Genomic DNA, 20,934 nt, shown 5'->3' with positions numbered 1-20,934 from the left:
GGCGACTCAATCCGACAACGGTGGAATCCGCACTTCACCGAGCATCAATCCAGCACCGTATCCACCATCAACATTGATATTGATGGCATTCACGTAAGAGGCGAGCTCAGAACCGAGAAACGCCAGTACCTGCGCTTGTTGGCGGGGAGTGCAGAGTTGCCCACCCCCTTCCCTGATCGCCTGATCAATAGCCGCGTCGGTCATGGTGGCGCGGAAGTCTGCGAGAATCGGCGTATCTACCGGGGACGGACACACTGAGTTGACCCGGACACCACGAGTACACCATGCACTTCGCCCAAGTAGCATCGTGTAAACCTGCAGGCACTCCTTTGAGAAGTTGTAGCCATTTCCAACCAACTCAGATTTTTCCCGCAGCCAGGCCAATTGCTCCTGCCAGTCATCCAACTGAAGTAGCGATAGAATTTCCGAAAGGTTTGCCGGCCAGCCTATTCCCGCAATGGAGGCGGTATTAACGATGGAACCGCCTTGAGGGATCCGTGGGAGCAACGCTCGAGACAGACGCTGCACGGCGAATAGGTTGACCCCCATAACCTGCTCTACTGGCCTGGTTCCCGGGATACCTGCGTTGTTAAACAGAACGTCAATTCTGGACGGCAGAAGCGGCAATGCCGCGTCAATACTGTCAGGATCACCCAAGTCAACTTCGATAAACTGCGCCACCTCATATGTGGGGCGCCGCACATCTAGTACAGTGATCTGCTCAGCACCAAACTCCTGCAACAGAGGTACCAGAGCCGCACCAATCCCCGAATACGCACCGGTAACTACGATGGACTTACCTGAATAATTAATCGAAGACATCGTTAGACCTCATGTGATAGCCGAATAGGTGAGTTAAACAAAAGGCTGTAGTCACTGTTTCAACGACAGCCTTGCAGCACGCACCTAACGGATATCGAGACCTTTCATTCGACCATCGGCATACCAACTGGCCATTAGTTCAGTGAACTCCAACGAACCGGCGCCACCGCCATAACACTCCACCAGCAAGCCCTTGCGGACGTCGCCCCCCTCACCGTTGTAGTACCCTGGTGTACATTCGGCGACGAAAGCTGCAAAGACTTCGGACTTATCACGGATGGTTTTGACCCATGCGGCCTCGGCCTTGGCGGTGGGCTCAATGCGAGTTGCGTTGTGTTGCTTAAGGTGCGACAGCACCTTCACTACATGGCCAACTTGCTCTTCGAGCATGTCGATGAAGTTGACCTTGTATCCGTTCTGACTAATGCCTAGATGGAAGAAGTTCGGGAAACCATGACTGTAGTAGCCATGAAGCGTGCGCGGCCCTTCGGAGAAATGCTCGCTGAGAGTCTTGCCGCCACTGCCAACGATTTCGAAACCGGCCTTACGCGATTGGCTGGTGCCTACCTCGAAGCCCGTGGCGAACACAATGCAATCAACTTCGTACTCGACCCCATTCACCACCAGCGCGTTTTCGGTGAGGCGTTCGACCCCCTTTCCGTCCGTGTCTACTAGCGTGACATTTGGTCGATTGAAGGTCGGGAGGTAACCATCATTGAACGCTGGACGCTTGCAGGTCTGGCGATACCAGGGTTTCAGCGCGTCCGCAGTGTCAGGTTTGCTCACGATAGATGCTGTGCGCTCGCGGATCTGGTTCATCTTCTTGAAGTCCGCCAGCTCAATGGCCTGCATCAGCTCGTGCGGCGACCCGGCGAAATCTTCCTGGGTCAGGTTGAGAAACAGATCTGTCCAGCCATCCTGCACCAGGTCTTCCGAGGCCTGGGCACCGCATGCAATGGTGTTGAAGTTGTCCATTCGGCGCCGCTGCCAACCTGGTGTAAGGGTTTTCACCCATTCCGGATCGGTCGGCCGATTGCCCCGGGCATCCACAGAGGAGGGCGTACGCTGGACCACATAGAGATGCTGGGCATACTGCCCCAGATGCGGAACCGCCTGAATCGCCGTAGCCCCTGTACCGATCACAGCTACCCGCTTATCCGAAAGCTTGTGCAATCCGCCTTCTGTATTGCCGCCGGTGTATTCGTAGTCCCAGCGGCTGGTATGGAAGGTGTGCCCCTTGAACTTCTGAATACCAGAAATGCCTGGCAACTTTGGCCGATTCAGCGGGCCACCAGACATTACGACATGGCGCGCCCGGATTCGGTCATTGCGGTCAGTTGTGACGATCCAGCGACCAGCGCTCTCATCCCACTGAGCGCCAGAAACCTGAGTTTGAAACAGCGCCACTGGGTACAACTCAAAATGCCTGCCAATACGCTGCGCGTGCTGGAAAATCTCGGGGCCATAGGAATACTTCTCCTTGGGGATGTACCCGGTTTCCTCAAGCAAGGGGAGGTAAATGTAAGCATCGATATCACACTGCACGCCTGGATAGCGATTCCAGTACCAAGCACCACCGAAGTCAGAAGCCTTCTCGACAATTCGGAAGTTGTGCAGCCCTGCCTCGCGAAGACGCGCCGCAGCAATCAAGCCTCCAAATCCACCGCCGACGATGAGCACGTCAACTTCCTCATCCAATGCTTCACGAGTGAAGCCCGGTGAGGCATAGGGATCATCAACGTAGTGACTAAACTCCCCGCCAGTCTCGATGTATTGCTCATTGCCTTCAGGCTTGAGTCGCTTCTCGCGCTCTTGGCGATATTTTTCGCGAAGCGAATCTGGATCAAAGCCGAGTTCTGCGCTGGACAGTTCCACAAGCCTTTTGTGCGTTGCAATAGCCATAATCAATACCCAACGATGTTGTTGTTTTTCGGAGAGACACCCGAGGGCGTTTTCGTTGGGTTAATGGTCGGCTGGCGGACAGAACTTGTCTGTCCCCCTAGCTAGGGACGTCAAGAAGGGTGCTAAAGCGGGGGGGAGTATTAGAGGAACCAGGCGTTCTGCGAAAGGCACCAGCCAGCTCAAGTGGGCGGCGGCGATCATGAGCTTGATCCAGTCAGCACGCCTCAACGGGCACGATCCGTATGCCTATCTCAAGGATGTGCACACAAAGCTGCCGACGCAGCGGCCGAGTGAGATCGAGCAATTGCTGCCGCATCAGTGGGAGCCCGCCTAACTCACGCAAGGTGAGTTGGGCAGACGCTTACGAACCGGGTTACGATCGCGAGATTCTTGAGCAAAAAACAAGAACGCCGCGCGCGTTTGTCGCGGCGCCCTAGGGGAATCAGAGAGGAGTGATGACTCGTTGCGTCAATCTTCGGTACTCATTCGACCATTGCAATGCCTTGCAAGGTGGTGAACCACTTACCCAATTCATAAGAGCTACCGATACCCAGACGCTGGTACGCGCGCTTACGGTAGGTCTTCACACTTTCCTCGCCAATCCCCAAATCCAACGCAATACCTGCCGACGACATCCCGTAGATAATCCTGGCGCATACGCTGCGCTCTCGCAGGCTCAAATCGGAGGGCTGCTGGTTGATCAGCAGCTCGATTTCCGACAGCTGCCAAACCCGACCTATACGCTGTCTCTGCCCTAGCACTTCGATGTGTTTGGCCAGAATGCTGATCAGCGAAGAACCAATCCCACTGAGGGAACTGATTTCAAGGTCGCTGATGCTTTCACGACTACGCTCACGCAGGACATGCAGACCATACACGCTTCCGGACTGAAGACCGCTAATGACAAAGCGTTCAGCATTGATTTGACTGTACAGAGTGCGCAATTTTTGGTCTTCGAGTGCCTCAGTGTTGATTCTTGAGACAACCGCCGCCTGCGCTTGGGGGCTATGCAGCAGCTGCTGGTAGACAGGATCGCCTCGCCAATACTGCTCCTCGACGTAGGTGATGCCCATTTCTAGGATGCGATTTCCTCCGTCAAAGCCAGCAGAGTCATGTTGTATTAGATGGTCGGCACGCTGCTCAAACACCGCGCAATGGTCTGCACCGCAAACATCCTGCAGCACAGTCAGCAGCTTCTCAGGCATACGTGACGTGCCGATCGCGCTGACTAGATCGAGGAATCCGTTAAAGGCAAAAGGATTGGCAGGGGTTGGCTGACGGCCGCGGTTGATTATCGGTCCACCAGGAGTAGCACGCTGAGAGGAGTTCGGGAACAGATCCAATATCCTGACAACCGGGCCTGATTTCTGGCGAGACTCCAAGTGAGAACTTCGCATAGGATTCTCCCAAGCGATTGCTTGTAATTCTTATTTTTGCCTGTATCCATCGCGCTGATACGTCCTAGCAATCACCCTACTATGGTACTGGTGGAAAAACCACCACTGAACGTGTGCTGAGCTGGCACGGCTCGGACAGAGCCCGAGCCCTCAGAAAGCCTGCTCAGGTCGCGGAAGCGGCCGTCAAGCTCACAGAGCCCGGCTTGAATACATGCTCGGTACGCAGCAGAAAATGTGACAACGCCGGAATCAAGACCAAGGCCCCAACCATGTTCCAAAGGAACATGAAAGTCAGCAGGATGCCCATATCTGCCTGGAACTTTATTGGTGACACGGCCCAGAGCACCACGCCCGCAGCCAGAGTAAGTCCCACGAGCGCCACGACCTTGCCTGTGAAGCGCAAGGCGCGGCTATAGGCCTCACGCAGCGGTACGCCGTTACGCTGGTGCGCCAACTGCACGCTAAGCAGGTACAGCGCGTAGTCCACGCCGATCCCTACACCCAAGGCGATTACCGGCAAGGTAGCAACCTTGATGCCAATATCCAGAAGCACCATTAGCGCCTCACATAGAATCGAGGTCACGATCAGCGGAAGCACCGCCACTATCACTGCGCGCCAACTCCGGAAAGTGATAAAACACAACAGCATCACAGCCAGGTATACAAGCAACAGCATACGGTGATTGGCCTCGGCAACAACAATATTGGTCGCCGCCTCGATACCGGAAGAGCCTGCGGCCAGCAAGAACTGCGCCGGCCCGCCCTCACTAGCAGCAGCGAAGGCCTCGGTAGCCTTGACCACCCGCTGAAGAGTTTCGGCCTTATGATCAGAAAGATAGGCAATTACCGTTCCGACGCTGCGGTCCTCGCTGATCACCTCCGGATTGGCCAGACTGACTTGATTCAGAGCGTCGGAGATTACCGCTGGGTCGCGATTCAGGGTGAACCATTTCAAGTTGCCTTCGAAGAAGCCAGGCGTGGTGCGCCGCACTAAGCTCGCCGCCGCCATTGTGGTCTGGACGCCAGGCGTAGCAAGCAGTAACTGCTCAAGGCGATCCTCCTCGATCAGCGTGGGGAACTGGCCAAGGCCACCATCTGAAGATTTGACGATAACTGCGAACTGATCACTCGACAGGCCAAAATTCTGGGTAATGAACTGGTTATCGCGGTTGTATCGTGAGTCCGGGCGCAACTCCGGCGCACCGGCGTCCAAATCACCAATTTGCAAATCAGTGCGGATGACTAAAGCCACCAGTAACAGCGAAGCCGCTGCCGTTACCGCTAGCAGCGCACCCCGCCGCCCGCAAAAGCCTTCCAGGACGGCGTAGACTCCGCCCTGCTTCGCCTGTGCCTTGAGACTCCGCGCCGCAGCCTTAGGGCTGACGCTCGTGTACGAGAGCAGTATCGGTAACAGTAGCAAGTTGGTGAATACCAGAATGCCGATGCCGATACTGGCGCTGAGCGCCAAATCACGGATCACGGGTATGTCGATCAGGGTCAGAACCGCAAAACCCACGACATCGGCTATCAATGCGGTGACGCCAGCAATGAACAGACGGCGGAAGGTGTATCGGGCAGCCACGTACTTATGGGTGCCACGGCCGATGTCCTCCATAATCCCGTTCATTTTCTGCGCACCATGAGATACGCCAATGGCGAACACTAAGAACGGCACCAATATCGAATAGGGATCAGCGACAAACCCCAGGATTTGCATGACGCCTAACTGCCAGACCACTGCCACCACCGAGCACAGCACCACAATCAAGGTGCTACGCACGCAGCGGGTGTAGAGGTAAATAATCAGCAGTGCGATCAATGCCGCACCAGCAAAGAACAGCGTCACCTGAACCAGGCCGTCGATCAGATCCCCCGCCAGCTTCGCGAAACCAATGATGTGGATCTTGATCTGAGCGTTCTCAAGACTGCGGACCTCATGCTCCAACGCTCGGGAAAACGCCGCGTAGTCTAGTGGCTCCCCTGTATGCGGATCGCGCTCCATTAACGGCACCAGGACCAAGCTGGAGCGGCCATCGTTGGCAACCAAGGATCCGACGATACCTGCGCGCTGCACATTTCCACGCAGCTGGGCCAGACTCGCTACAGAACCGTCGTAGCTCTCGGGCATAACCGGACCACCGGTAAAACCCTCTTCGGTGACCTCAGTCCAGCGTACCAGCGGCGTCCACAGCGAACGCATGAAGGCACGGTCGACACCGGGTAACAGGAAGATCCGGTCGTTGATGGTGCGCAAAACTTCCAGGTACGCAGGATCGTAAATATCGCCTTGGGTATTCTCTACTGCGATGCGAACCGAGTCGCCCAGACCACGTAAGGCGTCCTGATTGTTCAAATAATTTTGGATGTAGGGATGGGACTGCGGAATCATTCTCTCGAAGCTAGCATTCATCCGCAGTTGCAGTGCGTTCCAACCCAGCAGCAAACTGATCAACAGACAGACCGAGATGATCGACCGTCGATTGTTGAACACGATACGCTCGATCACATTTCCCGAATGCCGGTTGAAATCCTCAAAACGAGGCACCGTTGGCATAGCATCAGGTTGCTGTTTGTCAGGTCGCATAAGAAAGTCCCACTCAGTTCGGTGCCAATGGTTCAAGGGTTCAGCGGCAGGAGGTAGATGCCCTGCAGGGTGGCAAGCACCGCGCTGCCAGGCAGTAGCCGAGCTCCGGTGTAGGCCTTGGGCGGTACCGTCAGCGAATGAAATGAAAGTCCGGCATCAAGGCTTTCCACCACGTCGCCGGTGGCGCTGACCAGCAGCACTTTTCTTCCGTCGGCGCTGCTGTCACCGTCGCTAATGGAGCCAGTGACTCCACTTTCTACCCGGTTCCAGCTCCGCCCGCTGTCGGCACTGCGCCAGACAGAACCTCGCAAACCAAAAGCCAACAGCACCCCGCTGCCGCCAGTGATGCCGAAGAAACTTCCTTGATATCCAGTGGGCAGTGAAACAAAGCGCCCCTGGCTGCGGTCCAGACGAAACACTGCGCCACGCTCACCGACCAGGTAGAGTTCACCATCGATAGCGCGTACGGCATTGAGGTTCAGAGCCTGAGGGTTATCAATGCGGTCCAGCCAGGGTTTCCAACTCTTGCCGCCGTCAAACGTGGCCACGAGCATGCCGAAGGAACCCAATGCATAGCCCACCATCTCGTTCTCGAACCAAATGCCAAGGTATGGAAGGCTAGGACCGCTGCGGAAGTTTGCCGCCAGTTCGTCCAAGTATCTTTGGTAACCCAGCTGGCCGGCGTCCACGCGGCGCTTGTAATGCTGGATGAACTCGTATTCGGCCTGACGCCCGTCAAGTTGCTTGACCCAGGACTCGCCGCCGTCTTCGCTGTGTAAGATCACTCCATCGTGGCCTGCGGCCCATCCCTTCTGACCGTTGATGAAGTACACAGATGTCAAATCCGAGCTAACCCCAACGGGCGACTGGTGCCAACTGGTACCCTTATCCTCAGAGACCAAGATCATTCCACGCGGCCCCACAGCAACTAGCCGTGTACCCGCTTCGGCCACCGCGAAAGCTGGCTGTGTTTGAGGCGATTGGGAAAATAATGCGGGCTGACTCAATGGATCGCGAAATTGATAATCGGCCGCAAGCAAGGTGGCTGTGCTAAGCAGCAAACCCATAAAAACGCCGCTGCGCAGCCCGAACGAACATGCGCCACGGTGGAACAGGCGCAAAGAAAAGGTATTACCAGGCAGGCTCTTCACTCTACCATCACTCCGGACCATCTGTTGTTCTTGTAATGTGGCGCCGTATTCAAGCGGATCTAGACAAGTCAGTCAGCTTCACAAGCTTCGAACTTGAGCGCCCTTGGTTGGGTAAATCTGCTGCAATCACGATTCACAGCTATCATCTCGTGACCCCAGCTTCAGGCAAGGCACATGATCTGTCTGCCCCCCTGAAGAGGGACACGAAGCACCAAGCAAATCCTCGTACCGAGCCCGCGGACTCAGTTGTGACCCCTTAGGGTCTAAGGACCGCCTTCAATATGCCTTCCTGACGTTCGGCAAAAGCTGTGTAGATTGCGGCGCCTTCTGCCAGAGGAGCGCGATGGGTGATGAAACGATGGGGGTTAAGCCGTCCCTCCCGCACCAGCGGAATCAGCTCGGGCCAGTAACGCGGGACCGAGCAGGTACCAATCGCCAGATTCACGCCACGCAAGAGCACTTCACCAAGTGGAAAGGGGAAGTTGGGTGAAAGGTTGACGCCGATAACCGATACATTTTTCTCTCGTCCGGCCAACTTCAAAGCGTTCGTCAATGCAGGGGTAGTCCCTGCTGCCTCCACAACACAATCCAGCATCTGTCCGGCGGTCGCGTCGCGGATCACCTCAGCTGCAGTCAACGGCTCCAGAGCAATGGCACCCAGAGACTGAGCCCATGCACGCCGTTCCTTCACCGGGTCAATAGCAAACACCCGGGCAGCCCCCATGGCAAAGGCGCCCTCAATAGCCATCAGACCTATAGGACCGAGCCCTACAATAGCCACATCCGCCCCAGGACGAATTGCAGCGTTGCGACAGCCATACCATGCCGTGGCCATACTGTCGGTCAGCATTAACGCCTGCTCGTCACTCAGCCCATCGGGAATAATGCTGCTGTTGAGGTCACCGACTGGCACTCGAACCAGTTGCGCTTGGCAACCCTGTAAAGCCGATCCCAAGCCGTAGCACTGCTGCCGGAAATTCAGGCACTGCAGGACATCGCCCGCCAGGCATTTACGACATTCGCCGCAACCAACCGCCGCTGGCAGCATGACTCGGTCGCCTACCTTTCGGTGACGCACCCCTGAGCCAACTGCCACCACCTCGCCGACAGCTTCGTGCCCCACGCAAAAGCCGCCCGATTCACCTGTAAAGGATTCACCTGCATAAATATGAAGATCGCTACCGCAAATACTGCAGGCACTGACTTGCACAATGACATCCCGATCTTCTTCAATAATCGGGTCAGGCATGTCGGTATAAGTAATTTTCCGAGGCCCGGCATAAACAAGAGCTTTCATTCCTCTCTCCTGATCCCATGAAAGGCCCGCAATGTTACGCGGGCCTTTTTTGTGCAATGTCAACGCACGCCAGATGCCTGAACTGCTTCGGGAGTAAACTCCTTCTCTGCAAACAGCTCTTTTTGAGCCTTGAGGAAATTGCGTTCATTGCCGCCCAACCAAACCGAGATTGAGTAGTTGTTCTTGATCAAGTCATAAATGATGAACGAATTGCACCATTGAGTACCGGTGTCATACATCAGTACAGGGTTCATCATACCCACACGGTAAAGCTTTCCAGCTTGATCATAGGATTCAGAAGCCAAGATCGCCCAGCTGTCCTCATCCACGTAAAATCGGCGCTTACTGTAAATGTGGCGCTTTCCGGGTTTTAGGTTCGCCTCAAGCACCCATACCCGATGCTTCTCCCAACGCATCCAGTCGGGGCTTATAAAATTCTTGCCGAGAACGGACTCCTTAGTAGCAGATGGTTCGTTCATGCGGTTGTTGTTATAGGGCACAATTATTTCTTTGCGGCCTACAATCTTGAAATCAAAGCGATCCGGACGCCCCTCGAAAAGAGATACTTCGTCATAGACAATTGCCCCTCCCTTGCTGGCTACCGGAGTGTCATAGGCAAACTCCGGAGCTATTCGCACACGTCGCTGACCAGGCGTGTACGAATAAAAGATCTGATTATCCTTGCTGTAGTTCTGCGAGTAGAACCACAGCAACTGCGTGCCGGACTGAGACGCAGGCCCTTGGTAGGTCATGCGAGTTTTCTGCTTGTAAGGGCCCTCCAGACTAGTCTTGCGCTGATCATGAACCAGCTTGAGGGTTTTTAGAGAAAGGTCTTCGATGAGGGTCGGCCGACCCGAAGCATCCACCAAGTAACCCCATGCACGAAACTGGAAGGCTGCCGGTTCCGACCGGTTGTAATGATTCCACAGCACTTCATAACCGTTGCTCGGTTTAGGAAACGGCACGGGGCCGTAGGAACCTTCGACACCATCCCCTTCACCTACCAACTTGGCTGAAGTGGCGTTCTTGGCAATCTGCTGAAGCTCCCAGGTCGAATAGCGGTGGGTACGATGGGTCGGGTAAACATCAACTCGATAGCTGGGGAATCGTTTCAGAAGTTCTTTAACGCCGTCAGTGAGGACGTCAGCATACTGGCCCTGGTTACCGTTGCTCACAGAGTACAGCGGCTTTTCGTTGGCAAATGGATCTGGATAGTGCCCGGCCTCGCCGGAAAAGCCCGCCGGTGGCTGAGTGGGCGCATCGCTGTAGACAGGAATTGAGCCGTCAGCGTTTGCACCCTTTATTGCGCCCCATGGTGTCAGATCTTCAGCGGCATAAATTGTGCTCGCCTTGAAAATCAGAGTCATGCAAAGAAATGAGTAAATACGGCCTCGGTTCATGGTTAATCCTCGCTCGCGTGAAGGTCGATGGTCAGAAAGTCGCCTGGAATGTCAGCGACACCCAGTCACGGTCGTTGAGCCAGTAATAGCCATTGCCGGACTCGTAATGCTCAGGACCACCGGGCGTATAGGACGCCTGCGAGCCTGGGCGGTAGTAGTAGCCGTTGTAGGCCAGTTTGACTTTGTACTGCCGCTGGATATCGGCACTCAGTCCAACTGAATAGTTCATCGAACCCTGATATCCACTAGATAGGGTCGCGCCATTGCCATATACCCCGTACGTTCCGCTGATCGGTAACGACAGGTCCACTCCAGCGATAGGCTGCAGCCATTGTGGTTCAAATTGGAACGCCAAATTCACCACGTCATCGGTGGAACAGCCGTCCCACTTGCGACGGCACGCAGCAGTACCTTCACCGTTATAGAGCTCCTTATTCTCAGTGACACTCAGCAGGTGACCCCAACTCAACTCAACAAGCGCAGTGCCAGTGTCGTAGAACCGGGTCGGTGTCAGGCCTATGGCCACGTTGGCGATTGCATGCACTGTGTTGCCTCGTGCACCTTCTTTCCCAGAAAGATCGCTGGGTAACGGGCCGGTCGTGGACATCAGAGCGGTGTTTCTGCGGTGAGACAGCTCAAAGCCGAAGCTGTAATCGCCAATCTGCTTGTCGAGGCTCAGCGCAAACATGTCGACGCCCTTGGCGTATGCCAAGTGATAATTCAGACCACCGGTGGATGGGTCCACTCCCAGCAAAGGAGCCCAAGGCTGTGTTTCATCAAAATGCCGGTAGTAAGCCCCAACAGTTCCCCGTAGGAACTCAGGCGACCAGCGCAGGGCCAAGCCAAAATTCCCGTTGTTATCGTCCGGCTCGAAGGCACTGCTTCGCCGTACCAATACCGGCGCTCCCGTGACGGGATCGAACTGGCCCAAAAATGCCTTGTCAGGCCCGTTAAACAAGAAGTCGGCAAAGCCCAAGTAGGTGCCACCTTCAGGTAGTCGATCGTGATCCCAGCCAAAAAAATACTGGGCCGCCAGACTAAGGTCCGGGGTCAACTGAATTTGACCGGCGATCTGCTCCCGAGGCAGGAACAGTTCATTCAATCGAGCACCCGGGTTAGCCAAGGCCTTACCCAGATCAAGAGGAGATTGTGAATAGGAAATACTGTGAAAACCTTGGAAAATCGAGTTACCCCAGTATTGCATTAGCTGGCCGAGCTTAAGGTCCACTCGGTGATCGCCCAAATCAAAACCGCCAAACACGAAGGCATCCAATATTTCAGCGCCTTGCACATAGTTACGCTTCGTGTAAGAGGAGTATCGCCGATTGTCATAGCTTGCCAGTTCGCGGTAAGGCACCCCTGGTATAAAATCACCCGAGGCGGTGGAGGATGAGTTGTCGTACGCGAAGTCCTTCCAGGCAGAAGCACTCACTCGGAAACCGTAGTTTTCCTTGTAGACGGTATCGAACTCGCTAAGAACTGAAATTCGGTTGGTGACCACGTCACCAGCGTCAGAAAAGAGGTTGTCAGATTCGTCGAAATTGACGTTAGTAGCAATGCGTCTATCAGCATCCTTTACGCGGGCACCGATAGTGTACGCAAGAGTGTTATCCCATTTTATTTGTAAATCGGGGTTTGATCCCAACTCAATACCGTGGGCTGAAGCAGCCAGCAACAGAACGCTGGAACCCACAGATATTTTTGCGCCGATTCGCGCTGGAATGGCCAGGTGATCATTACTACTTTTCTGAACGTTCACAGTTACAATACTCCCGACTTTAGTTTTGTTTTTATAATCGGAATCTGATGCAGCCGGCCCTTAACTACACTTACTTCACAGCGAGCCGCGCACTCGACGCCATTGGCAATAATTGAATTTCTTGCAATTCTTCTCACCCACAAATATAGATGAAAAGTTTCTTACGACTTTATGGGCGCCCTCCTCACCACTCTATTCAGAAATGCGCCTATATCCTTACGCGCTTGAACAGCCTGACGCTGAGTAGGCGCCAGAGAGAAGAACCCATGCACCGTGCCGTCATAACACAAGAACTCACATGGAGTACCTGCATCCTTGAGACGCCTCGAGTAAGTCTTTCCCTCCGCTGTCAATAGGTCGTACTGAGCAGTCAATACCAGTGCTGGCGGCAGACCACGAAGGTCGTCCATGAGCAGTGGTGCAAAACGAGGATCGCGGCGAGTGGCACAGTCGGGCACGTATTGATCAAAGAACCAATTGATGTCCGACAGCCTGAGAAATGGTGGCTCTTCACCACATAGATGCGGTGAATTGATAAACTCACAGCCGGCAGTGCTGGGATAGAGAAGCAGCTGAGCAGTGATCGATGGCCCCTGGCGATCGCGGGCCATAATAGAAACCACCGCAGACAGATTCCCCCCCGCGCTGTCACCACCTACCACCAGCGGGAGCGGGGAGCCAAACCAGCGCGGTAAGGCATCACTTACCCAGGTCAGCGCGGCGTAGGCATCGTCAATAGCCGCCGGGAAAGAATGCTCCGGCGCCAATCGATAATCGACTGACACCAATGCTGCTCCAGTGTCCTTTGCCAGCATTCGTAGCGCCGCGTCATGGCTGTCCAGATCCCCAACGGTCCAACCACCACCATGGAAATACAAGATCACTAGTTCGGGATTAACGGCCTGCGGCACGTACAGGCGTAGCCGTAGGTTGCCACCAGGTCCAGCGAAGTCCATGTCTTTCACCTGATGTAACTCAGGCCCCGGGGGCATAGCGGAGACCAAGCTGCCATTAATGCCGCGATACACATCGATTGGCACACTGCCAAGCGCAGGTAGGTGCTCCTCAATCAAACTCAGCAGTGCCGTGACCTCTGGATCAAGCGACATCCGAATCTCTCCCAAGAGCAATTTGCGACAAAAGAAGGCGCTGCATGCCGAATTGAACGTCCTTGGCAGAGCGCCGCCCGAAAGCTTCTTTGGGTTAGGTTCCAGCATGCCGGCATGAGTGTCTGCCCCCCTGACGGGGGACACAGAGGTACGTGCTATGGCCAGTAGGTCTATGGAATTTCAGTTTCCCAGGGGCCGACGCGCATGCCCAGGACACCATGTGGCTCTACTACTGTCTGGCCAGCCACGGCATCAACTCGATAGCCGATGTGAAGACATCACCGTGCCGCCGCAGATGGCCGCCTACCTGCACGTCGGCAACATGGACGGCTTCTGCGTCGGCAAGTCCTGTGGTGCATCGGCGATCTTCGACAAGATCGGTTTCACCGCCACCACCACCCAGCAGATCTGGGCGGACCATCCGGAGAAAGTGCTGGGTTGCTCGCGCGACTTCGTCGAGCAGAACCCCGTTACCGCGCGGGCCCTGGTAATGGCTCTGCTCGACGCCAGCCGCATAATCAACGCCAACGATGAGAACAAGTAGGCCACTGCCAAACTCATCGCCGGCAAGGCCTACGTCAACGCCCCGGCGGACGTCATCGAACAGCGCATCCTCTAACTTGAAGTGACCTACAAGTTGGCGAATACTGGCTTACTAACTGACACAAGGCATCGCAGTTTGACTTTATTGGACGCCACCATTGCCCTCTTGCTCGCCGCTCAGATTCACTGTTCGGATAGAGCCATCAAGGCTACTGCGAAACGCTGCGCCCAACGGCTTCCCCGCAGCAAACGAGATCTGATGTTCTCTATCATCGACAGCGCCGAACCACTCAAGCTCGTCAGGCACATAGCAGAGAATTTGGACTGATGGTTTGGAACAGAGCCATTCTTGTAAGCCAATCAAGAGCAATGACAACCGCCAGAGTATATGTGGGCATTGCCGGCCAACTGCGGCGTCCATTGGCATCACGCTAAGGAGAACGCAATGAGCAAACTGGCTGAATTTAAACGCCTGGAAGCACAACTGGCGGAACAACTCACCGCGCTGAACAGCCTCAAAAACGACTCAGAGCTCAAGCGCGAAATTGAGTTTGAAACCAAACTCCGAGCGCTTCTGGATGAATATGGCTTGGGGCTAAAGGCGGTAATCAACATCCTAGACCCCGGTCGCACCCGCGCGCCCCTGCCGGTTCAGAAGGGCCACCGTCGCGAGCGCACCGTCAAGACCTACAAGAATCCGCACACCAATGAAGTGGTCGAGACGAAGGGCGGTAACAACAAGGTGCTGAATGCTTGGAAAGCCGAGTATGGAGCCGCGACAGTAAAATCGTGGGTCCAGTGAAGAGGCGCGGCTTCGTGGCTATTCATGGCGGTCGAGTAAAACAGTCCGCCATGGACGCTGCATCAGCCCGAAGCAAGCCGCTTCAGCCCCTCCGAAACAATGTCTAGCGGATTGATTGAACTCCGCTGGCGTGGCGTAACCCAACTCTAGCCCCTGCTCATTCCATAGGCCGCCGCCACCTGCCCGCAGCAGCGCGTGACCAGCCACCACATCGTGGGGCGACACCGCGTACAACGACACCGCTGCAATCCCATCCCCTGCGGCCACCCGCGCGAGCCGATAAACGCTTGGAAGGTCGAGTATGGTGCTGCAGCAGTAAGATCTTGGGTCCAGTGAGACCGCACAGCTTAAGATCGACACCGTTCGGCCTTCAGTCACTGCCACTGCTCATGACGTGAACAAGCTGCTGCCGTAGCAATTTTCAGGCAGTCGGGACAGCTAAATGCCTAGAGCTTTAGCCTAGATGCTCTCCCTGAGTAAAGCGTTTCATACACCGCCCCGCTGACGTTGAATCTGCAATTCCAGGTGAAATGCCGGCTAGACCCAGGATGCTGCTCCAGCAGGGAAATCAGGTGACCGAATTGCCGCCGTCATTGGACAGATCATCGCGAGCAACGCGCCCAAAATCGCTGAGGTCTTGATCCTCCTCACTGAACATGAAGTTCACCATGCGGTCACGGCTGAGGCCTGAAAGCGTCCTGAAAAAACAGGGTTCGCACAGATGGACCTCATAGCGTTCGCCATCATGGGCCGAGCCATAGCCCCAACTGGCGCGAAGCGTGCCAAATTGCGATCCATCCCCTTGAATACGCGTGCTAGTGCCACAGACGTCGCACAGGACATCACGGACCGATTCGGCCTGTTCCATAGCAGCTATCTTCATCGAGCACCTCCTACCCGGATATATGTACGCCTTTGCTTATCTGGCACACGATACTCCTGTAGGCGCTTTGCTCGGTGGGATGACGTGCTCCCCCGAATACGGCCCATCGGTGCTCCGGACCCGCAGCAGAACTCAGCAGTTGGCTTTCACATAGGGTAGGGCGACTGCCCGCGTGTAGGCCCGCCACACAGTTATGCTCCGCCCGCGAGAACAATCTGCCACGGGCGCTTCATCAGTTCCTGACAGGCTATTTCCCCGCCGCCGAAGCAATACCCGACTGGTTGATTGAATGTCACCGCTGTCGCGTAACCCAAGGCCTGTCCCCGTTCGTTCCAGAGGCCACCGCCACCGGCCCGCAGCAGCGCGTGGCCTGCCACCACATCGTGGGTCGACACCGCGTACAAGGATACTGCAGCGATCCCGTCCCCCGCGGCCACCCGCGCAAGCCGATAGGCAATGCTGGGCATAGGGTGGAAGGTGGCGGGCGCACAAAGCTCGGCGTTCTGGGTCGGCCGGGCGCCCGCCGCGAGGCTGACGAAGACTTGCGCACCTTCCGCCAGTCCGCCTGTCGCGATGTTCGGCGCAATCAACGCGCCATTACGGAGCAACCTCGGCCCATGCCATGCAATCGGTGCCATGCGCCGTCAGCGGGGCAAAGACGACGCCCAGTACCGGCACACACTCTCGTAGCAAGCCCACGGAAATCGCCGAGCCCAGGTGGCCTTGCAGGAAGTCACGGGTGCCATCATTGGGATCCACAACCCAGCAATCGTGATGCCCCGTCAGCTGCACACCGGTTTCTCACCGACAAAGTCACAGGCCAGCAGCTTAGTCAGTCCCTGGCGCAGTATCACCTCAACCTCGACATCAATCTCGGCCTTGTCCCCGGCGCCTCTCGGTCCCCCGGGTCGCACCAGTTCCGCAGCAATCAGATGCCCAGCCTCCAGCACCAAGGCGATCACCGCCTCGAGCAGGACGCGATCGACGCCCTGGCAAGCTAACGCCCCCGGTGACAACGGGACAGGTCGTTCACGCATGCCGGTACCCTCACAGTGGGCTTGCAAAGGGGATAGCAGGTCACGCCAGGCCGGCAACGGCGGCCTTACAACTCAGGGTCAGTGATAAACCCCATACTCGATACGCCCGAGAAAGGTCATGAGCACTTCCAGGTCCTCTGCGCTGGCGAGCATGTCGATCGGACGACGCCCCTCGAGCCCCAAGGACGGCGCCTCCATCCAGCGCTCGGCGGCCTTTCGACTGCCGAGAACTTGCGTGGCGCGCTTCAGCATTTTGGAATACTGCACAGCAAAACTCTCACTCATTATGGTCGCTCCTCGCCGAGCGATGCACCCACCCGGCCCCAGTTAACCAAGCCTAAGCTTGATGCCCCTCCGACGCCGATGCGCTAGCGAGGCTGTTCGTGTGGGGTCAGGTCCGGTCACCTGCCCTCCTGTCGGCAGGCTCGCTCACCGCGCGAGTCCCGCTTGCCCCCTCGCCCACCGAGCAAGTCGGAGCAAACAACCGACGACGGGGCCATTCACGACTAGCGGCGCAGCTCGCCAAACGGCATCTCCGGCTCAACATAGCGCAAAGCGGCCTTGGCATCGCGCCAGCCGACGTAACTCATCAGCGCCTTGGCGCTCCACTGGTTGCGACTCGCCCAGGTCGCAAACCCGCGGCGCAGGGAGTGACTACTGAACCGGCTCCCCTCCAGGCCGCTGCGCACCAACACCCGGCGAAGGATCCGCGACACGCTGTAGGGATGCAGCCCGGTGTCGGCCAGATGCCCCCAGCGATCCAAGGCCCGAAACACCGGCCCTTGCTGTAACCCAGAGACCGCCAGCCAATCGAGATACGCCTCCACCGGGCACAAGCGCTTCAATGCGGGCACCGTGAACACTTGCCCCTGGTTGTCACGGTCCCCTTTGCTACTCGGCAGCAACAGCTCCAGGCCTTCCCCTGGACGCGCGTCAATGAATTCCACCCGCAGCCGGCACAGGTCATCGCTGCGGAAGGCCCGCCAGAAGCCGAGCAGAATCAGGGCGCGGTCGCGCCGGCAGCGCAATAGGTTGCCAGGTTCGAGCTGTTCCTGCGCCACTAGCCAGTCGATGCAGCATGTCAACTCGCTCAATTGCAGGGGCTCTGCCTGCCGCTCCAGCCGGGGGTGCAGGGCCTGGATGCCGCGCAGCACCTCCCGTACCTGCGGCGCCTTGGTCGGATCGGGAAAGCCCTGACTGAGGTGCCACTTGGCCAGGGCAGCGAGATTCGCCCGCAAGGTCGAGCTGGCCAGGGCAGCGAGATTCGCCCGCAAGGTCGAGCTGGCCAGGGTCTCGGCGTAATCCGCCAGATAGCGGGCAATGGCCTCACTGCTGGCGGGCAGGAAGCCACCCCAGGTTTCCTCGAAATGGGCGAGTGCCTGCTGATAGCGGCGCTCGGTGCTCTCGCGCCGCGCGGCCTGCCGGTAGCGATCGACCTTCTCCGTCACCGTCCCGCCCGCCTGCGTACTGGAAAAACTGCCCTTCCGCCCGTCCACCACCGCTGAGGTTTGAGAATGCCCGCTTCTCAAGAGCCAGTTCGTCTGGATCTATCGCCGTAATCCGGGGGCTGGCACAGCTGTACTTTCATACTCCATGTCACACCACGAAATCGTCGGAGTGACCAGCGCCATGGCGCGTAGCGGCATCAACAAGGCGTTAGTGCAGAAGGCCCGAAACGCACTCCTGGCACGCGGGGTGCGCCCAGCATTGACGCCGTGCGCATTGAACTGGGCAATACCGGCTCGAAAAGCACCATTCAACGCTGATACACCTCCTGTAGCCAACGGCCCAGGCCTGGGCGACGAAATAGTCAGCTTCATCTCCGGTCTTGCGGACCGGCTACGCCAGGAGGCGGAAGACTTCGGCGCGGCGGAGCGCGAAACGGTCGCGGGCCGACAGCAGGCATATCGCAGCCATCTCCGCGCTTGCTGATTCCGAGCAACCGATCTCGCTGCCCTACACAGAGGAAAACTACGCGACTTCCCCTACTGGGTATCTATCCCGAGCAAGATCACCGCTGACCATCTGGACTACCTCATGGAGATTCGCAAGCGAGACACCCTCAATGGCCGAACGCCCGCCCAATGAGCCCCGAGGCTGCAACAGCAGTTGATAGAGTCGCCACGAGTCGACACCCTCCGAACGCATCAGCACCGCGTGCACCAGCCTTTGCTTAAGCGGATCAAGCTGCCAGTCGGGAATCCGCTGGCCGCGATTGCCCATGCTCAAGGTCAGCAACTTGCCGGCCTTGATCTCGCGGTTGATCTGATCCCGAGATTTGCCGGCCAGCTTGGCGAACTGGACCACCGGCAAATTGTGAGGTGCCTCGTAGGTTTCGAGCATTTCCATACGCTCGCGCTGGACCTCCGAAACCACTGCCTCCGCCACTGAAACTGGCTCGAGCGGCATGGGCACCGCTGACAGGCGCTTGACCAACGCGCCCACCGTTGACGGCAGCAGGATCGGAGACGCACCCGACTCAATTGAATCCACAGCACCTTCGTACAGCACCGGCATGCCATCAATGCGGATAGTCAGGTGTGTGCTGGCAGCCTTGGCCTCTCCCTGCTCCAGCAGATCGAGCCGATCCGCCCAGTCCTGCATCATCTTCCGACGCGGCTCCACATACAGGGCGTGGTTGTAAGTTGCGCTGACCTTGTTGGGGTCCGCGTGCGAGAGCTGGGCATCCACCCAAATTCTGGGGTAGCCAATTTCGTTGAGCGCTGTGGAGAGCGTGCCACGAATGCCATGACCGGTGAGCAACCCCTCATAGCCCATGCGTTTGAGCGCTGCATTCAGCGTGTTCTCGCTGATGCACCTCTTTAGGTCCCCACGGTGAGCCAGCAGATGGCGCTGCGCAGGATTGACCCGCTCCAGCAAGTAGCGAACGATCTCGATTGCCTGGACAGATAGCGGCACGATGTAGGGTGGAATGTCCTGCGGCCTCTTTCCACGCTTGCGCATGCCGTCCTGCAGTTGCTTAACCACTTCCGGCGGGATGATCCACAAACCACGTTCCAGGTCGAATTGATCCGGGGTCGCCAGGCGCAATTCGCCGGTGCGCACGCCAGTTAGTAGCAACAAACGAAGCCCCAGTTGCGTGGTGATGCTGCCTCTATAACGGCGCATCTTGTGCAACAGCTCGGGCAACTCATGCAAGCGCAGGAACGGGTTATGAGCAACGGGTGGCTTGGGGGCTGCAACCACGTCCAGATCGGACGCAGGGTTAACTTCCAACCCTTCGACTTTCACCATGGCAAAGCGGAACAACTGCCGGAACCAGGTGCGCACCTTCTCCGCAGTTGTGAAGGCCCCGCGTTGCTCGACCTTGGCAAGTACGTCCAGCAGATGGGCACGGCGAATATCGAAGATGGTTACGGTGCCCAGGACGGGCAAAACATCCTTGTCGAAGACACGCTGGATTTGCGAGAGCGTGCTCTGCCGCCCCTCATTGAGCTCCAACTTGCGGTGTGCCAGCCACTGCAGATACACCGACTGGAAGTTGTTCTCCGTCGCCAAACGGACAGCCCGTAGCTTCTGCTTGCGGTCAATCTTGGGGTTGACCCCCTTCGCCAACTGGGCGCGAGCCTCATCGCGCAGCGCACGCGCTTCCCGGAGACTGACCTCCGGATAGGTGCCCAAGGACATCCGCTTCTGCTTGGCCGCCCAGTAGTATCTAAAGTGCCAGGACTTACCGCCCGTGGCAGACACCGCCAACGACAGGCCATCGAAGTCAGGAAGGGTATAGTCTTTGCCAATAGTCCGGGCCTGCCGGACAGCGACGTCTGTGAGTGCCATGATCGAGTTCCTGAACAGGAGTCAGGACCAGATGCTTGTCTCGCCGACCTCGCTCCTCCAGCAACAATCCGGAAACCACATCCCCCGTAAAGATGGACTTTAAAATGGACTTAAAAGCCCTGGCAGGGGGTAGATTTCAGAAGAATTCGCTGGAACGAAAAAGGGCCTTACGGCCCTTTTTTCAATGACTTACAGACCTCACTGGACATCTGTAGATCATAATTTGGAGCGGGAAACGAGACTCGAACTCGCGACCCCGACCTTGGCAAGGTCGTGCTCTACCAACTGAGCTATTCCCGCATGCAACTTTTACAGCCTGCACCTTTCGGTGCGTCCCTCAACCCTTATCGGGCTTGGGCAAGCAGGGCATTGGCTCTGCTTTTGAATCTGGAGCGGGAAACGAGACTCGAACTCGCGACCCCGACCTTGGCAAGGTCGTGCTCTACCAAC

Annotated in this window: 17 protein-coding genes, 1 tRNA gene and 3 pseudogenes; 4 read left to right on the top strand and 17 right to left on the bottom strand. The window is 56.9% G+C overall.

Translation table 11 applies throughout. The features are described from left to right. Nucleotides 1-6 precede the first annotated feature (6 nt). Both E8E75_RS29090 and E8E75_RS29085 read right to left on the bottom strand, forming a co-directional pair. Nucleotides 7-822 (bottom strand): coniferyl-alcohol dehydrogenase, encoded by an 816-nt coding sequence (locus E8E75_RS29090; RefSeq protein ID WP_280360104.1) that lies wholly within the window; start codon nt 820-822, stop codon nt 7-9. Nucleotides 823-906: 84 nt separating this feature from the next. Further along, the gene (locus E8E75_RS29085) at nt 907-2,724 is read right to left on the bottom strand and encodes an NAD(P)/FAD-dependent oxidoreductase (RefSeq protein WP_280360103.1); all 1,818 of its coding nucleotides are present in this window, start codon (nt 2,722-2,724) and stop codon (nt 907-909) included. A 187-nt stretch (nt 2,725-2,911) separates the two neighbouring features. On the opposite strand from E8E75_RS29085, the pseudogene E8E75_RS29080 reads away from it, so the two are divergent. After that, a pseudogene (locus tag E8E75_RS29080) lies at nt 2,912-3,058 on the top strand (transposase domain-containing protein); the annotation flags it as partial. Nucleotides 3,059-3,206: 148 nt separating this feature from the next. On the opposite strand, the gene E8E75_RS29075 reads toward E8E75_RS29080, so the two are convergent. The 7 genes from E8E75_RS29075 to E8E75_RS29045 all read right to left on the bottom strand — a co-directional run bounded on the left by E8E75_RS29075 (nt 3,207) and on the right by E8E75_RS29045 (nt 13,421). Further along, the gene (locus E8E75_RS29075; protein ID WP_280360102.1) at nt 3,207-4,121 is read right to left on the bottom strand and encodes a helix-turn-helix transcriptional regulator; all 915 of its coding nucleotides are present in this window, start codon (nt 4,119-4,121) and stop codon (nt 3,207-3,209) included. Nucleotides 4,122-4,284: 163 nt separating this feature from the next. Further along, entirely contained in the window at nt 4,285-6,705 is a 2,421-nt protein-coding gene (locus E8E75_RS29070; RefSeq protein ID WP_280360101.1) for an MMPL family transporter, read from the bottom strand. A gap of 32 nt (nt 6,706-6,737) precedes the next feature. After that, the gene (locus tag E8E75_RS29065) at nt 6,738-7,856 is read right to left on the bottom strand and encodes a YCF48-related protein (RefSeq protein ID WP_280347772.1); all 1,119 of its coding nucleotides are present in this window, start codon (nt 7,854-7,856) and stop codon (nt 6,738-6,740) included. A 256-nt stretch (nt 7,857-8,112) separates the two neighbouring features. Beyond that, nucleotides 8,113-9,153, bottom strand: a complete 1,041-nt coding sequence (locus E8E75_RS29060; RefSeq protein ID WP_280347771.1) for an alcohol dehydrogenase catalytic domain-containing protein — start codon at nt 9,151-9,153, stop codon at nt 8,113-8,115. A 59-nt stretch (nt 9,154-9,212) separates the two neighbouring features. Next, nucleotides 9,213-10,553 carry a DUF1329 domain-containing protein gene (locus tag E8E75_RS29055; RefSeq protein ID WP_280347770.1) on the bottom strand — a complete coding sequence of 447 codons (1,341 nt, stop codon included), beginning with the start codon at nt 10,551-10,553 and terminating at the stop codon, nt 9,213-9,215. A gap of 31 nt (nt 10,554-10,584) precedes the next feature. Then, the gene (locus E8E75_RS29050) at nt 10,585-12,312 is read right to left on the bottom strand and encodes a DUF1302 family protein (RefSeq protein WP_280347768.1); all 1,728 of its coding nucleotides are present in this window, start codon (nt 12,310-12,312) and stop codon (nt 10,585-10,587) included. Nucleotides 12,313-12,473: 161 nt separating this feature from the next. Further along, nucleotides 12,474-13,421: an alpha/beta hydrolase gene (locus tag E8E75_RS29045; protein WP_280360100.1), complete on the bottom strand. Its 948-nt coding sequence runs from the start codon at nt 13,419-13,421 to the stop codon at nt 12,474-12,476. 218 nt (nt 13,422-13,639) lie between these two features. Here E8E75_RS29045 and E8E75_RS29040 point away from each other — a divergent pair. Both E8E75_RS29040 and E8E75_RS29030 read left to right on the top strand, forming a co-directional pair. Further along, nucleotides 13,640-14,037: pseudogene (locus E8E75_RS29040) on the top strand (CmpA/NrtA family ABC transporter substrate-binding protein); the annotation flags it as partial. A 372-nt stretch (nt 14,038-14,409) separates the two neighbouring features. Continuing rightward, the gene (locus tag E8E75_RS29030) at nt 14,410-14,766 is read left to right on the top strand and encodes a histone-like nucleoid-structuring protein, MvaT/MvaU family (protein WP_280360096.1); all 357 of its coding nucleotides are present in this window, start codon (nt 14,410-14,412) and stop codon (nt 14,764-14,766) included. Between the two features lie 568 nt (nt 14,767-15,334). On the opposite strand, the gene E8E75_RS29020 is transcribed toward E8E75_RS29030, so the two are convergent. The 6 genes from E8E75_RS29020 to E8E75_RS29005 all read right to left on the bottom strand — a co-directional run bounded on the left by E8E75_RS29020 (nt 15,335) and on the right by E8E75_RS29005 (nt 18,134). Beyond that, a complete protein-coding gene (locus E8E75_RS29020; protein ID WP_280360095.1) occupies nt 15,335-15,649 on the bottom strand; it encodes a hypothetical protein in 315 nt (104 codons plus the stop codon). A 191-nt stretch (nt 15,650-15,840) separates the two neighbouring features. Further along, nucleotides 15,841-16,287, bottom strand: coding sequence for a hypothetical protein (locus E8E75_RS29395; RefSeq protein WP_348530036.1), 447 nt, complete (start codon nt 16,285-16,287; stop codon nt 15,841-15,843). Further along, nucleotides 16,247-16,408: an inositol monophosphatase family protein gene (locus E8E75_RS29390; protein WP_348530034.1), complete on the bottom strand. Its 162-nt coding sequence runs from the start codon at nt 16,406-16,408 to the stop codon at nt 16,247-16,249. The genes E8E75_RS29395 and E8E75_RS29390 overlap by 41 nt, the downstream gene beginning before the upstream one ends. A 23-nt stretch (nt 16,409-16,431) precedes the next feature. Next, a complete protein-coding gene (locus tag E8E75_RS29385; protein WP_348530033.1) occupies nt 16,432-16,686 on the bottom strand; it encodes a hypothetical protein in 255 nt (84 codons plus the stop codon). Between the two features lie 78 nt (nt 16,687-16,764). Next, a complete protein-coding gene (locus E8E75_RS29010; protein WP_280360094.1) occupies nt 16,765-16,971 on the bottom strand; it encodes an MbcA/ParS/Xre antitoxin family protein in 207 nt (68 codons plus the stop codon). A gap of 221 nt (nt 16,972-17,192) precedes the next feature. Then, nucleotides 17,193-18,134, bottom strand: a complete 942-nt coding sequence (locus E8E75_RS29005; RefSeq protein ID WP_280360093.1) for a site-specific integrase — start codon at nt 18,132-18,134, stop codon at nt 17,193-17,195. Between the two features lie 181 nt (nt 18,135-18,315). Between E8E75_RS29005 and E8E75_RS29000 the strand changes: the two are divergent. Beyond that, nucleotides 18,316-18,449: pseudogene (locus E8E75_RS29000) on the top strand (DNA-binding protein); the annotation flags it as partial. A 208-nt stretch (nt 18,450-18,657) separates the two neighbouring features. Here the strand turns inward: E8E75_RS29000 and E8E75_RS28995 are convergent. Both E8E75_RS28995 and E8E75_RS28990 read right to left on the bottom strand, forming a co-directional pair. Continuing rightward, nucleotides 18,658-20,484 (bottom strand): integrase arm-type DNA-binding domain-containing protein, encoded by a 1,827-nt coding sequence (locus tag E8E75_RS28995; protein ID WP_280360092.1) that lies wholly within the window; start codon nt 20,482-20,484, stop codon nt 18,658-18,660. A 224-nt stretch (nt 20,485-20,708) separates the two neighbouring features. Next, nucleotides 20,709-20,784, bottom strand: a tRNA-Gly gene (locus E8E75_RS28990). Between the last annotated feature and the right edge of the window lie 150 nt (nt 20,785-20,934).

This window comes from Pseudomonas sp. BN606 (assembly GCF_029873115.1).
Classification (GTDB): Bacteria; Pseudomonadota; Gammaproteobacteria; order Pseudomonadales; family Pseudomonadaceae; genus Metapseudomonas.
Note: the sequence above shows the minus strand (reverse complement) of the source record. Positions and strands in the feature narration are given on the sequence as shown.

Coding starts and splice junctions, on each gene's coding strand:
- E8E75_RS29090 (WP_280360104.1), bottom strand. CDS start 822: ATGTCTTCGATTAATTATTCAGGTAAGTCCATCGTAGTTACCGGTGCG.
- E8E75_RS29060 (WP_280347771.1), bottom strand. CDS start 9,153: ATGAAAGCTCTTGTTTATGCCGGGCCTCGGAAAATTACTTATACCGAC.
- E8E75_RS29030 (WP_280360096.1), top strand. CDS start 14,410: ATGAGCAAACTGGCTGAATTTAAACGCCTGGAAGCACAACTGGCGGAA.
- E8E75_RS29070 (WP_280360101.1), bottom strand. CDS start 6,705: ATGCGACCTGACAAACAGCAACCTGATGCTATGCCAACGGTGCCTCGT.
- E8E75_RS29385 (WP_348530033.1), bottom strand. CDS start 16,686: ATGCGTGAACGACCTGTCCCGTTGTCACCGGGGGCGTTAGCTTGCCAG.
- E8E75_RS29075 (WP_280360102.1), bottom strand. CDS start 4,121: ATGCGAAGTTCTCACTTGGAGTCTCGCCAGAAATCAGGCCCGGTTGTC.
- E8E75_RS29055 (WP_280347770.1), bottom strand. CDS start 10,553: ATGAACCGAGGCCGTATTTACTCATTTCTTTGCATGACTCTGATTTTC.
- E8E75_RS29085 (WP_280360103.1), bottom strand. CDS start 2,724: ATGGCTATTGCAACGCACAAAAGGCTTGTGGAACTGTCCAGCGCAGAA.
- E8E75_RS29020 (WP_280360095.1), bottom strand. CDS start 15,649: ATGAAGATAGCTGCTATGGAACAGGCCGAATCGGTCCGTGATGTCCTG.
- E8E75_RS29045 (WP_280360100.1), bottom strand. CDS start 13,421: ATGTCGCTTGATCCAGAGGTCACGGCACTGCTGAGTTTGATTGAGGAG.
- E8E75_RS29395 (WP_348530036.1), bottom strand. CDS start 16,287: ATGGCACCGATTGCATGGCATGGGCCGAGGTTGCTCCGTAATGGCGCG.
- E8E75_RS29010 (WP_280360094.1), bottom strand. CDS start 16,971: ATGAGTGAGAGTTTTGCTGTGCAGTATTCCAAAATGCTGAAGCGCGCC.
- E8E75_RS28995 (WP_280360092.1), bottom strand. CDS start 20,484: ATGGCACTCACAGACGTCGCTGTCCGGCAGGCCCGGACTATTGGCAAA.